The following is a 12,293-nucleotide window of genomic DNA, read 5'->3' as shown; positions in this document are numbered from 1 at the left end:
ATTGTCACGAGCGTAATAATGCCTTGTCGGAGCGTCATACGTGATGCCCAAGAAGGGAACAGCGGCTGAAGGATGCCCGACCCGGGGAGCCCCGGTAGGCCTCCGCGAGATCACCGGACGATACGGCTCAATCCGCGGTACTGAATCCCGCCACCACATCCTCATCCGCGTACCGCCCCGCACCGGCCAGCGACGCCAGCGCCCCGATCACCATCATCACCGCGGCGGCCACGAACACCACCACCAGCCCGGCGTGAAACGGACCCGAAATCAGTTGCGGGAAAAAGGATTTGCCGGTGAGCACCTCGGTGTTGACGCCGGGCTGCTGCAACGCACCAGAGGGCGCAAGCAATTTCGCGATCGGGTTGTAGCCCAGAAACGCCGCGAAAAGACTGCCCACCGGCGGCAGCCCGGCAACGTCGTGCGCCACGGCGGCCGACACACCCTGGGCCTGCAGCCCGCCGCTCAAGGCCTGCGGCAGCTTGTTCGACAGCCCGACGATCATCAGCGAGAAGAAGACGCCGATCGACAGCGCCGAGCCCGCGTTGAAGAACGTGGCCCGCACACCGGACGCGGCTCCGCGCGCCCCCGCCGGCGCGCTCGACATGATGACGGCGGTGTTGGGCGCGGCGAAGATCCCGCCGCCTAATCCGTTGAGGAAGACCAGCAGTGCAAACAGCCAATAGTCGAAGTTCACCGGAATCATCACCAGCCCGACGAACGTGGCGGCCATCAGCAACATGCCGGCGACACTCGGCGGCCGGGCGCCGTACCGGTCGGACAGCCGGCCCGCCAACGGCGCCCCGATCAGGAACCCGAACGTCGTCGGCAGCAGATAGATACCCGACCACAGCGGCGTCGACTCGAAGCTGTATCCGTGCAGCGGCAACCAGATGCCCTGCAGCCAGATGATGAGCATGAACTGCAACCCACCGCGACCGACCGACGACATCAGGTTGGCCAGGTTGCCCATCCCGAACGCGGCGGATCGAAACAGCCGGACGTCCATCATCGGCTGCGACACCCGCAATTCGATGACGCAGAACGCGCCCAGCAGCAGCAGGCCGAAGGCCACCGAGCCCAGCACCCACGGGTTCGTCCACCCGGTGGCGTGCCCCCCGTAGGGCTGGATGCCGTAGGTGATGGCGGTGAGCACCACCGTCAACCCGACACCGAATGTCACGGTACCCAGCCAGTCCACCGATTCGGCTGTGCGGGAGGAGATCTCGTGCAGTGAGCGCACTCCCCAGATGGTGCCCAGCACCCCGATCGGCACGCCGACCCAGAAGATCGCGCGCCAGTCCCATTCGGAGAGCACGCCGCCGAGCAGCAGGCCGATGAACGATCCCGCCACCGCCGCGACCATATTGAAGCCAAGGGCCATGCCGCGCTGATTGCTGGGGAATGCATCGGTGAGAATGGCCGCCGACAACGCCATCAGGATGGCGCCGCCGACACCTTGCACCACCCGCCAGCCGATCAGCCACACTGCGCCGCCGCCGAAGTGGAAGGGGTCGAACGACAATGCGATCGCCGCGACGGTGAACACCGCGAAGCCCAGGTTGTAGACGCGCACCCGGCCGAACACGTCGCCGAGCCGGCCGGCCAGTACCACCAGGACCGCGGTGGCGACCAGGTAGCCCATCAGCATCCACAGCAGGTAACCGATATTGGCCGGGGCGAGGGGGTCCAGCCCGATCCCGCGGAAGATGGCCGGCAGGGAGATCAGCACGATCGACGAGTTGATCACCGCGAGCAGCATGCCCATCGTGGTGTTCGACAGTGCGACCCACTTGTAGTGCGGGTGATCGCTGTCCCAGCGGAGCCGACGAATCTCGGTCTCGGCCGGTTCGGCCGCCGGGTTGGTCACGATGGGGCTGTCAACCATCTACGCCTCATTCGCCTCGCTCATCCGCCCAGCCCCCGGCGCATATGTTAGCTATACAAACGAATGACGGCGCGACCGCGCCCCCACCATGCCGACTCACTCGTCGGACGTGTGTTCACCCTCCGAGCCATGCTCGGCCGCACCAGATGCCTCGTCGGGTTCGTCGGCGGACGCGGCTTGCGGCGGTTGTTTGTCGCCTTCCGGTGGCGGCTGTTCTGCGGTGGTCACGGCTTCTCCGTCCGTTGGTTTCCCCTACAGCTACCCCACTCCGTCGAGCACAAACCAGCCCGCGCCGACAACGATTCGACGACCTCGACCAGTTCGTCGGCGGCTTCCCAGTTCAGCAGGTGGCCCGCGTCGGGCACGCTGACCAATCGGGCACCAGGTATGCCTTCGGTCAGCCGCCGGGAGTGGCTGGGCGGCGTGGTGCGGTCAGCAGTCCCCACCATCACCACCGTGGGCACGGTGATCTCCCCCAGCCTCGGATAACGATCCTCCTGGGAGAACGCGCGCACGATGGGTGCCAGTGGCCCGTGCTCCTCGAGATGCCGACGGAAAAACTCGAGGAACACCGAGATCATCGCCGGCGAGGGCCGCGACCCGCACTGCGCGGCACCCAGCAGCACACCAACGGTACGGCTGCGCAAAAGCTGTTGAATCACACCGTGTTCCATCAGCGGGATCTGCAACCGGTTCTGCGGCGCTCCCTCCAGAACCCGGCCGGCCCAGGTGGCGAACAGCACCACGCCACGCAGCCGCCCGGACACCGAGGGGAAGTCCAGCAGCGCGCGAATCGTCACGAACCCGCCCATCGAGTGCCCGACGAGCACGGCGTCTTCGACGTCGAAATGATCCAGGACGGCAGCGATGTCGGCCGCCATCACCTGCGAGCCGATGCCCTCGGAGCCCAGCGTGGACCGGCCGTGGCCCCGCTGGTCAAAGGCGACCAAACGGAAACCCTTGGCCAACAAGGCATCCCACACGAGATTCCATTCCAGAACGTCTGCGGTGTAGCCGTGCACGAAAACCACCGTCGGCCCGTCGCCCGCGGCCAGGGCCCGCAACACGGTGCCGTCCGGACGGGTGATCGTCGACTCCTCGCCCTGCGGTTGGGCGAGCAACTGTGCGCGCGAATACGGGTCGGGGTTGCGCTCGATCCGAGCTACCAGCGCCCGCATCCCCGCCCAGCCCAGCAAACCCACGCTCGCCAACGCCGTCGTGGCGGCCAAGCCTGCTCTCAACCCAACCTCCCACCGGCAGCAACGTAGCGCCCATGCGCGGGACGCAGCTCGAACGTCAGGCTACCGTCGGGTCACCATGCGCCGGCCGGGTACTACGAACTGCCCGCGGGTGGCAGCTGGGAGGGGCAGTAGACATGTGCCGCAATCGCGGTGAACCGTGCGGCGTTGTCCTGCGACAGTCCCGGGTTCGCGCCCTGGATGATGCCGACGACCTCGACTCCGGGCTTCCCCTGGTTCGCCAGTTCGCAGACCGTCTTGCCGGCGGTTATCGCGCTCGCGGGGTCCTTGAAGGTGATCCCGGCGGCTCCGAGTGAGACCAGGAACGCTTGGTCCTGGCCGGCGTCGGCGTGCGCGGGCACCGCGCAGCAGCCCACCGCGGCCAGGAAACCGGTCAACGCCAACAAACGCTTCATGACCTCGAGATTCTGCTGCACTCGCAGTCAGCGCGCATCTCGTGCGGCGAATACGAAATGAACGTTGAACGACCACCCGCGGGGCCGACCCGAACGTCAACCGTTGGTTGACGACGCCGCCTACGTCAACCTAGAGTTGACGACATGGCCGAACCGACCCAAATCGCCTACCCTGTCCGCCTCGACGAAATGATCGACGCCATCAAGAAAGCGCACAGCGACGCACTGGACCAACTGTCCGACGCCGTCCTGGCCGCCGAGCACCTGAGCGAGATCGCCGACCACCTGATCGGGCATTTCGTCGACCAGGCCCGCCGATCGGGTGCCTCCTGGACCGACATCGGTAAGAGCATGGGCGTCACCAAGCAAGCCGCCCAGAAGCGGTTCGTCCCCAAAACCGAATCGGCCGTCCTTGATCTCGAGCAGGGCTTCGGGCGGTTCACCCCGCGGGCCCGTGGCGCGGTGGTCGCCGCCCAGAACGCCGCCCACGACGCCGGCAACAGCGAGATCACCCCCGAGCATCTGCTGCTCGGCATGCTCAGCGATCCGGCCGCGCTGGCCACAGTGTTGCTACGCCTGCAGCAGATCGACACCGACACCCTGCGCGCCTCGATCCAACTGCCGGAACCAGCCGCCGAAGTCCCGGCGATGATCCCGTTCAACGGCCCGGCCCGCAAGGCCCTCGAACTCACCTTCCGCGAGGCACTTCGGTTGGGCCACAACTACATCGGCACCGAACACCTGCTGCTCGCACTGCTCGAACTCGAGCACGGGACCGGCCCGCTGCACCAGGCCGGCGTCGACAAGAGCCGCGTCGAAACCGATCTCGTCGACGCCCTGGAGTCGCTCACCGCGGGCGGTCCCGCCAAAGCCTGAGCCGGCCGACCACTCCCCCGGCATCGCCGCGTGTGCAATCATGCGAAGGTCCGCAGAACGGTAGCCCAGGAGGCGAAAATGCAGCGCTGGCTGATGATCCTGTGCGCGTTCGTGCTCACCGGCGCGGGCCTGCTGCCTTTCGACGCCGCCCTGCCCCGCGCCCACGCCGGCGATGCGCCGATCGGTCACCTCGGCGACACCCTTCGGGTGGACACCGGCAGCTACGTCGCCGACGTCACCGTCACCAGCGTGGTACCGGTCGACCCGCCGCCCGGATTCGGCTACACGCGCAGCGGCGTGCCGGTGAAAAGCTTCCCCGACAGCACGGTTGCCCGCGCCGACGTGGTGGTGCGGGCGGTCCGGGTGCCCAACCCCTACATCATGGCGACCAACTTCAGCTTCGACGGCGTCACCCAGTTCGCCGATGCCTACAAGCCCCGCCCGTGCGACGCGCCCGACTGGCTGGACGCCGCCCTGGGCAACGCGCCGCAGGGCGCCGTGGTGCGGGGCGGGGTGTACTGGGACGCCTACCGAGACCCGGTGTCGGTGGTGGTCCTGCTGGACCGCAAGACCGGCGAGCACCTAGCGCAATGGAACCTGTGAGCTGAGAATAGAACTCGCTCGACCGGGCGACGCCGGCGAACTGGCCGCGGTCGCCGCACGCACCTTCCCGCTGGCGTGCCCGCCGTGGTCACGCCCGCGAGACATCGCCGCGTTCGTCGACACCAACCTTTCGGCGGCCTGCTTCACCACGTACCTGAGCGACCCGGACCGGGCCCTCTTCGTGGCCCGCGACGGCGACCGGATCGTGGGATACGCCATGCTGATTCGCGGTGTGCCCGACGATGACAACATCCAGCGCGCCGTCCCGGTACGGCCCGCCGTGGAGCTGTCGAAGATGTATCTGCTGCCTGAGTTTCACCGCACGGGCGTGGCGGCGGCGTTGATGGAAGCCGCGCTGGCCGAGGCCACCGCGTGGGGGGCGCGCTGCATGTGGCTCGGTACCAATGAGAAAAACGAACGCGCAGTGCGGTTTTACGCGAAATTCGGTTTTACCATCAACGGCGCCAAGACTTTTCAGATGGGTGAGTTCGTCGAAGACGACCACGTCATGGTCCGGGAGCTCGACCCGCAGTGAGCGCCAGCAACCGCGACGTGGCCCGCAGGTACTTCTTGCGGAATCCGCCGGCCAACATCTCCTCGCTGAATATGCTGTCCAGCTTGGCACCGGAAGCCACCACCGGAATGCCCGCGTCGTACAGCCGGTCGGTCAGGGCCACCAATCGCAGGGCCACATTCTGATCGTCCAGAACGTGTACCCCGGTGACGAACATCGCCGTCACTCCCTCGATCAGGGTCAGGTACCGCGACGGGTGCATGGTGGCCAGGTGCGCGCACAGCTCGTCGAAATCATCGAGCGTAGCCCCGGGCACGGCGGCGGCCCGTACCAAAACCTCGTCGTCGGACAACGGCGTCGGAGCCGGCGGTAGATCGCGATGCCGATAGTCGGGACCCTCGATCCGAGCGGTAGTGAAAATGCTTGCCAGCGTATTGATTTCGCGAAAAAAATCCTGAGCGGCGAACCGGCCCTCGCCGAGCTGCTCGGGCAGCGTGTTCGAGGTGGCCGCCACCGAGACGCCCCGCTGCACCAGCGACGAGAGCAGCCGCGAGACCAGCGTCGTGTTGCCCGGGTCGTCCAACTCGAACTCGTCGATGCACACCGCGGTGTAATCGGAAAGCAGCTCGATGCATTCGGCGAAACCGAAAACACCGGCCAGTTGCGTCAATTCGCCGAACGTGGCGAACGCCTTGGGCTGCCCCTCGGGCAGTTGGTAGTACGCCGAGGCCAGCAGGTGGGTCTTGCCCACGCCGAACCCGCCGTCCAGGTACAACCCGACACCGGGCAGCGGCTCGCGGCGCCCGAGCAATTTCCGGCGCCCTGCCCGGCGTTGCACCGCCTGGCGGCAGAACTCCCGGCACGACTCGACGGCGGCGGCCTGGGTGGGTTCGGCAGGGTCGGGCCGGTACGTCGCGAAGCTCACCTCGGCGAACGTCGGCGGTGGCCGCAACTGCCCGATCAGCCGCTCCGGTGACACCGACGGATGCCGGTCGACCAAGCGCGCAACCTGCCCCGATCCGGCCCCGTCCATGCTGGAACTGTAACGACGTGCTGCAATCGAACCCATGCCCGACTTCGAGGCCGATACCGCCGCCGGCCTGGCCGCCGAAACATCGCTGACGCTGCTGGGCTACCAGCGTGAAGTCGGGCACGACGAACTGCCCCAGCTCTACGCCTACCCCCCCGGCCGGGCCTGGGTGCGAGCCAATTTCATCACCAGCCTGGACGGCGGCGCCACCGTCGACGGTCTCAGCGGTCAGCTGGGCAGCCCCGGTGACCGGGCCGTCTTCGTCGTGCTGCGCGGGCTGGCCGACGTCGTCGTAGTCGGCGCGGGCACGGTGCGCTCAGAGAGCTACTCGGGCGCGCACGTCAGCGTCCCCGCCCGCCAGCAGCGCCAAGCCCGCGGACAAAGCGAGATCCCGCAGCTGGCCATCGTCACCAAGACCGGCCGCCTGGACCGCGACCTGCCGGTCTTCACCCGCACCGAGGTGCGACCGCTGATACTGACCTGCACCGCGGCCGCCGACGACGCCGCCCGCCAACTCACCGGTCTGGTCGACGACGTCGTCGACTGCTCCGCCCAGAACTCAGCCGAGCTGGACGTCGCCACCATGCTGGCCAGGCTGCGGGCCCGCGGCCTGGGCCGGGTACTCACCGAGGGCGGCCCCACGCTGCTCGGCGCGTTCATCGACGCCGACCTGCTCGACGAGCTGTGCCTGACCATCGCGCCCGTCGTCGTCGGCGGGGCGGCCCACCGCATCGCCGCGGGAGCCGGCCAGCTGCAGACCCGGATGCGTTGTGCCCACGTCCTGACCGACGACACCGGGTACCTGTACACGCGCTACGTCAGGGCTGAGTGACGGGCCCGGCTACTGTGGTCGGCATGCGTCGGCACCTCATCTTGGCCACCGCCCTGGTGGCGGCGAGCACGCTGCTGGCCGGCTGCATCCCGATCTTCGGCGCCGATCCCCGCTTCGCCACCAGCTCCGGCGCCCGGCCGCAGGGCGTTCCCAACACCACACCGCCGCCCAGCGGTCCGGCGCCGATCGCGGCACCCAAGAACGACCTTGCGTGGCGCGACTGCACGGGCAAGGTCAATGCCGACGCCGGCGTTCCCGGGGCGCCCGGGGTCAAGCTCGAGTGCGCCACCTTCGACGCCGACCTCGACCCGCTCAACGGCGGATCGGGATCGGTGAGCATCGGCGTGGTCCGCGCCCGCTCGGCCCAGACGCCCGGCAACGCCGGGCCCCTGGTATTCACCACCGGCTCCGACATCGCGTCATCCACCCAACTGCCGGTCTGGCTGACCCACGCCGGCGCCGACGTGCTGCGCAGCCACCCGATCGTCGCGATCGACCGTCGCGGCATCGGCATGTCCAGCCCGATCGACTGCCGCGATCGTCAAGACCGCGACGAGATGCGCGACCAGGCCCAGTTCCAGGTCGGCGACGACCCGGTAGCCAACCTCTCCGAGGTCTCCAACACCGCCACCACCAACTGCACCGACGCGATCGCGCCCGGCGACTCGGCCTACGACAACAACCACGCGGCGTCCGACATCGAGCGGCTGCGCAACCTCTGGGACGTGCCGGCAGTGGCGCTGGTCGGTGTCGGCAACGGCGCCCAGGTGGCGCTGACCTACGCCGGGTCGCGCCCGGACAAGGTCGCTCGCCTGATCCTGGACTCGCCGGTCGCGCTGGGCGCCAGCGCCGAAGCGGCCGCCGAGCAACAGGTGAAAGGCCAGCAGGCTGCGCTCGACGCGTTCGCCGCGCAATGCGCCGCCGTCAACTGCCCGCTGGGACCCGACCCGAAAGGCGCAGTCAGCCAGCTGTTGGCCACCGCCCGCAGCGGCCAGGGGCTGGGCCGCACCTCGGTAGCGTCGCTCACCAACGCCATCACCACCGCCCTGGGTTTCCCGGCCGGGCACCGTGTCGCCAACACCACGAACCTGGCCACCGCGCTGGCCGCCGCCCGCACCGGTGACATGAACCAGCTCACCAATCTGATCAACCGCGCCGAAAGCCTGCAGCACACCGACGGCCAGTTCGTCAATGCCTGCAGCGACGCGGTGAACCGGCCCACCCCGGACCGGATCCGCGAATTGGTGGTCGCCTGGGCCAAGCTGTATCCGCAGTTCGGCACGGTAGCGGCGCTCAATCTGGCCAAGTGCGTGCACTGGCCCACCGGGTCGACACCGCAGGCGCCCAAGCAACTCAAGGTCGACGTGCTGCTGCTCGGCGTTCAGAACGACCCGATCGCCGGCAACGAAGGGGTCGCCGCGACGGCAGCCACCATCATCAACGCCAACGCGGCCAGCAAGCGGGTGATGTGGCAGGGCATCGGCCACGGCGCCAGCATCTATTCGCCCTGCGCGGTTCCGCCGCTGATCGGATATCTCGACGAGGGCAAACTCCCCGGAACCGACACTTATTGTCCCGCCTGAAAATGCGACGCACCGCGCCCGAGACTGCCTGACACCTCAGCCGCGCGGCCTGATACTTTGCGCAGGTGACGGCAGCTGACTCGACCGGCTTGCGCGGCGCAGTACAGGCGGCGTTTCGCCCCGGCCCCAGGAGCACGACAGCGATCCTGAGATCGGTGCTCTGGCCGGCGGCCATCCTGTCGGTACTGCACCGCAGCATCGTGCTCACCACCAACGGCAACATCACCGACGACTTCAAACCCGTCTACCGTGCCGTGGACAATTTCCGGCACGGCCTGGACATGTACAACGAGCACTTCGACTACGTCGACCCGCACTACCTGTACCCGCCGGGCGGCACGCTGCTGATGGCGCCGTTCGGGTACCTGCCGTTCGCGCCGTCGCGCTACCTGTTCATCTCGATCAACACCGTGGCGATCCTGTTGGCCGCCTACCTGCTGCTGCGGATGTTCAACTTCACGCTGTCCTCGGTTGCCGCGCCCGCGCTGATCCTGGCCATGTTCTGCACCGAGACGGTGACCAACACTCTGGTTTTCACCAACATCAACGGTTGCGTGCTGTTGGCCGAGATCCTGTTCCTGCGGTGGCTGATGGACGGCAAGGTCAGCCACCAGTGGTGGGCCGGGCTCGCCATCGGGCTGACGCTCACCCTCAAACCGCTGCTCGGTCCGCTGCTGTTGTTGCCGCTGCTGAACCGCCAGTGGCGGGCGTGGGTGACCGCGCTGGTGGTGCCGGCGGCGATCAACCTGGCCGCCCTGCCGCTGGTGCCGCACTCCATGGACTTCTTCAAACGGACGCTGCCCTACATCCTGGGCACCCGCGACTACTTCAACAGCTCCATCCAGGGCAACGGTCTCTACTTCGGCCTGCCCACCTGGCTGATCGTCGCGCTGCGGCTGCTGTTCACCCTGATCGCGATCGCCGCGCTGTGGCTGCTCTACCGCTACTACCGCACCCGCGACCCGCTGTTCTGGTTCACCACCTCTTCGGGGGTGCTGCTGCTGTGGTCGTGGCTGGCGATGTCGCTGGCCCAGGGCTACTACTCGATGATGCTGTTCCCGTTCCTGATGACGGTGGTGCTGCCCAATTCGGTGATCCGGAACTGGCCGGCGTGGCTGGCGATCTACGGGTTCATGACGCTGGACCGCTGGCTGTTGTTCAACTGGATGCGGTGGGGCCGGGCGCTGGAGTACCTGAAGATCACCTACGGGTGGTCGCTGCTGCTGATCGTGACGTTCACCGTGCTCTACTTCCGGTATCTGGACGCCAAGGCCGAAAACCGGCTGGAAGACGGCATCGACCCGGCTTGGCTGAAAGTCGACCGGGCGCCGCGCGCTAGCGTGGAAGCATGACCGATATCGGACGTCCGAAACTCGAGCTCTCCGACGACGAGTGGCGCAAGAAGCTCAACCCGCAGGAGTTCGACGTGCTGCGCCGCGCCGGCACCGAACGCCCCTTCACCGGTGAGTACACCGACACCAAGACCCAGGGCATCTACCAGTGCCGCGCCTGCGGCGCCGAATTGTTCCGCAGCACAGAGAAATTCGAGTCACATTGCGGCTGGCCGTCGTTCTACGACCCGTCCTCCTCCGACGCGGTGATCCTGCGCTCGGACACCTCGATGGGCATGACCCGCACCGAGGTTTTGTGCGCGAACTGCCACAGCCATTTGGGGCACGTGTTCTCCGGCGAGGGTTATCCCACCCCGACCGACCAGCGCTACTGCATCAACTCGGTCTCGCTGCGCCTGGTCCCCGACGGTTCCTGACCGGCCCGCCTCTCCCCGGCTCGCCGCCTCTCCGTCGAGCGTGAATCCTGCGAGACAGCACCGCGGCGTGTCGCGGTCGCCGAGTTCACAGTCGGCGCCGGCTCAGACGCGTGTCGCGTGCACTTCCCAGAACGGTGCGTGCACCAGCCCGTCGTCCAGCCACGGCTCGATCGCCCGGTACCGCGCCAGCATCTGCTGCGCTTCCGCGGCCATGTCGGGATTGCGCGCCGCCATGAGCTCGATGGAATCCGCGCTGATGTTGACCCGGTACGTCGTGGGCCCCAAATAGCCGATCTCCCAGCCGGCGTCCGGCAACACATCGCGAAAAGCGTTCTCCGACAACGATCTCAGCATCTTGAACCCGTTGACGTCGTGGGCGCCGAACTCGAACATGTACAGCCGCGCACCCGGCTTGGTCGCGCGGTGCAGCGCCCGCGCGTAGGACCGCTGCAACTCCGGCGCGGTGCTGAACGTGTGGTAGAACGCGCAATCCACGACGGTGTCGGACCTGCCGTCGAAACCGTCGAGCTTGGTGGCGTCGGCAACCCGGAAGTCCACCGAAACCCCGGCCTTCGCCGCGTTCTGCCGCGCACGCTCGATCGCGGTCGGTGAACCGTCTATACCTGTAGCCGAAAGCCCTTGCGAGGCATAGTAAATAGCGTGGTGGCCCGGCCCCGTTCCCGGGTCGAGCACCTCGCCCGTGACGGCGCCCAGCGCCACCAGTTGCTGCACCACCGGCTGCGGGCCACCGATATCCCACGGTGTGGCGGCGGGCAGGCCACGCACCACCTGCTCGTTGCGGTAGCTCTCTTCGAACCGAGTCGGGTCGTTGGGGTCAAAGGTGGTCACGGCAGCGCGTTCACCAACTGCTCGACCCCGACCCGCGGACCGGTGAAGAACGGCGTCTCCTCCCGGGTGTGCCGGCGGGCATCGGTCGCGCGCAGTTCGCGCATCAGGTCCACGATGCGATCCAGTTCGGGCGCCTCGAACGCCAGGATCCACTCGTAGTCACCCAACGCGAAAGCCGGCACCGTGTTGGCCCGCACATCCTTGTACTCCCGTGCCGCCATGCCGTGCTCGGCGAGCATGCGGCGGCGCTCCTCGTCGGGCAGCAGATACCACTCGTAGGACCGCACGAACGGGTACACGCAGATGTAGTTGCCGGGGTCCTCACCGGCCAGGAACGCCGGAATGTGGCTCTTGTTGAACTCGGCCGGACGGTGCAGCGCCACGCTGCTCCACACCGGGTTGCTGGCCCGGCCCAGCGTGGTGGTGCGCCGGAAGTCCGCGTAGGTGGCCTGCAGGGCCTCCACCCGCTCGGCGTGGGTCCAGATCATGAAGTCCGCGTCCGCGCGCAGCCCGGCGACGTCGTAGACACCGCGCACCACGACGCCGCGGTCCTCCTGTTGCTTGAGGAACGTGGCGGTCTCGTCGACGATGGCGTCCCGCTGATCGCCGAGTTCCCCGGCCCGCACGGAGAACACCGAGAACATCAGGTAGCGGATGGTTGCGTTGAGGGCGTCGAAGTCCAGGCGTGACATGGCA

General features: G+C 67.6%; 14 protein-coding genes. 7 read left to right on the top strand and 7 right to left on the bottom strand.

The window, feature by feature from the left end:
* Positions 1–127 precede the first annotated feature (127 nt).
* The 4 genes from MKCMC460_RS11795 to MKCMC460_RS11785 form a co-directional block, all read right to left on the bottom strand.
* Positions 128–1,888, bottom strand: a complete 1,761-nt coding sequence (locus tag MKCMC460_RS11795) for an MFS transporter (RefSeq protein WP_236976352.1) — start codon at positions 1,886–1,888, stop codon at positions 128–130.
* A 96-nt stretch (positions 1,889–1,984) separates the two neighbouring features.
* On the bottom strand, positions 1,985–2,116 hold the full coding sequence (locus MKCMC460_RS31395) for a hypothetical protein (protein ID WP_255730672.1): 132 nt from the start codon (positions 2,114–2,116) through the stop codon (positions 1,985–1,987).
* Entirely contained in the window at positions 2,113–3,129 is a 1,017-nt protein-coding gene (locus MKCMC460_RS11790) for an alpha/beta fold hydrolase (RefSeq protein ID WP_236976354.1), read from the bottom strand. Before MKCMC460_RS11790 ends, MKCMC460_RS31395 begins: the two co-directional genes overlap by 4 nt.
* A 92-nt stretch (positions 3,130–3,221) precedes the next feature.
* Positions 3,222–3,542: a DUF732 domain-containing protein gene (locus tag MKCMC460_RS11785; RefSeq protein WP_236976356.1), complete on the bottom strand. Its 321-nt coding sequence runs from the start codon at positions 3,540–3,542 to the stop codon at positions 3,222–3,224.
* 144 nt (positions 3,543–3,686) lie between these two features.
* On the opposite strand from MKCMC460_RS11785, the gene MKCMC460_RS11780 reads away from it, so the two are divergent.
* The 3 genes from MKCMC460_RS11780 to MKCMC460_RS11770 all read left to right on the top strand — a co-directional run bounded on the left by MKCMC460_RS11780 (position 3,687) and on the right by MKCMC460_RS11770 (position 5,556).
* Positions 3,687–4,418, top strand: a complete 732-nt coding sequence (locus tag MKCMC460_RS11780; protein ID WP_236976358.1) for a Clp protease N-terminal domain-containing protein — start codon at positions 3,687–3,689, stop codon at positions 4,416–4,418.
* Between the two features lie 78 nt (positions 4,419–4,496).
* Complete coding sequence (locus MKCMC460_RS11775) at positions 4,497–5,021, top strand: hypothetical protein (RefSeq protein ID WP_236976360.1); 525 nt, start codon at positions 4,497–4,499, stop codon at positions 5,019–5,021.
* Position 5,022: 1 nt separating this feature from the next.
* The gene (locus tag MKCMC460_RS11770; RefSeq protein ID WP_236984236.1) at positions 5,023–5,556 is read left to right on the top strand and encodes a GNAT family N-acetyltransferase; all 534 of its coding nucleotides are present in this window, start codon (positions 5,023–5,025) and stop codon (positions 5,554–5,556) included.
* Here the strand turns inward: MKCMC460_RS11770 and zapE are convergent.
* Entirely contained in the window at positions 5,528–6,604 is a 1,077-nt protein-coding gene (gene zapE / locus MKCMC460_RS11765) for a cell division protein ZapE (RefSeq protein WP_236976362.1), read from the bottom strand. The genes MKCMC460_RS11770 and zapE overlap by 29 nt on opposite strands.
* Between zapE and MKCMC460_RS11760 the strand changes: the two genes are divergently transcribed.
* From MKCMC460_RS11760 to msrB, 4 genes are all read left to right on the top strand, one after another.
* On the top strand, positions 6,603–7,397 hold the full coding sequence (locus MKCMC460_RS11760; protein ID WP_236976364.1) for a pyrimidine reductase family protein: 795 nt from the start codon (positions 6,603–6,605) through the stop codon (positions 7,395–7,397). The two genes, zapE and MKCMC460_RS11760, sit on opposite strands and share 2 nt — an antisense overlap.
* Before the next feature lie 23 nt (positions 7,398–7,420).
* On the top strand, positions 7,421–8,980 hold the full coding sequence (locus tag MKCMC460_RS11755) for an alpha/beta hydrolase (protein WP_238305757.1): 1,560 nt from the start codon (positions 7,421–7,423) through the stop codon (positions 8,978–8,980).
* 65 nt (positions 8,981–9,045) lie between these two features.
* Positions 9,046–10,332: an arabinofuranan 3-O-arabinosyltransferase gene (gene aftC / locus MKCMC460_RS11750; protein WP_289624917.1), complete on the top strand. Its 1,287-nt coding sequence runs from the start codon at positions 9,046–9,048 to the stop codon at positions 10,330–10,332.
* A complete protein-coding gene (gene msrB, locus MKCMC460_RS11745; RefSeq protein ID WP_370653113.1) occupies positions 10,329–10,748 on the top strand; it encodes a peptide-methionine (R)-S-oxide reductase MsrB in 420 nt (139 codons plus the stop codon). Before aftC ends, msrB begins: the two co-directional genes overlap by 4 nt.
* Before the next feature lie 102 nt (positions 10,749–10,850).
* Here the strand turns inward: msrB and MKCMC460_RS11740 are convergent, their stop codons facing one another.
* Together MKCMC460_RS11740 and hemQ are read right to left on the bottom strand one after the other, a co-directional pair.
* Positions 10,851–11,597, bottom strand: a complete 747-nt coding sequence (locus MKCMC460_RS11740; RefSeq protein ID WP_236976366.1) for a class I SAM-dependent methyltransferase — start codon at positions 11,595–11,597, stop codon at positions 10,851–10,853.
* Positions 11,594–12,289: a hydrogen peroxide-dependent heme synthase gene (gene hemQ, locus MKCMC460_RS11735; RefSeq protein WP_236976368.1), complete on the bottom strand. Its 696-nt coding sequence runs from the start codon at positions 12,287–12,289 to the stop codon at positions 11,594–11,596. Before hemQ ends, MKCMC460_RS11740 begins: the two co-directional genes overlap by 4 nt.
* Positions 12,290–12,293 lie beyond the last annotated feature (4 nt).

This window comes from Mycobacterium sp. 20KCMC460 (assembly GCF_022179425.1).
In the GTDB taxonomy this organism is placed as follows: domain Bacteria; phylum Actinomycetota; class Actinomycetes; order Mycobacteriales; family Mycobacteriaceae; genus Mycobacterium; species Mycobacterium kiyosense.
This window is presented reverse-complemented; position numbering and strand designations above follow the sequence as displayed.

Coding starts and splice junctions, on each gene's coding strand:
- MKCMC460_RS11795 (WP_236976352.1), bottom strand. CDS start 1,888: ATGGTTGACAGCCCCATCGTGACCAACCCGGCGGCCGAACCGGCCGAG.
- MKCMC460_RS11785 (WP_236976356.1), bottom strand. CDS start 3,542: ATGAAGCGTTTGTTGGCGTTGACCGGTTTCCTGGCCGCGGTGGGCTGC.
- MKCMC460_RS11780 (WP_236976358.1), top strand. CDS start 3,687: ATGGCCGAACCGACCCAAATCGCCTACCCTGTCCGCCTCGACGAAATG.
- MKCMC460_RS11775 (WP_236976360.1), top strand. CDS start 4,497: ATGCAGCGCTGGCTGATGATCCTGTGCGCGTTCGTGCTCACCGGCGCG.
- MKCMC460_RS11760 (WP_236976364.1), top strand. CDS start 6,603: ATGCCCGACTTCGAGGCCGATACCGCCGCCGGCCTGGCCGCCGAAACA.
- zapE (WP_236976362.1), bottom strand. CDS start 6,604: ATGGGTTCGATTGCAGCACGTCGTTACAGTTCCAGCATGGACGGGGCC.
- MKCMC460_RS11755 (WP_238305757.1), top strand. CDS start 7,421: ATGCGTCGGCACCTCATCTTGGCCACCGCCCTGGTGGCGGCGAGCACG.
- msrB (WP_370653113.1), top strand. CDS start 10,329: ATGACCGATATCGGACGTCCGAAACTCGAGCTCTCCGACGACGAGTGG.
- hemQ (WP_236976368.1), bottom strand. CDS start 12,289: ATGTCACGCCTGGACTTCGACGCCCTCAACGCAACCATCCGCTACCTG.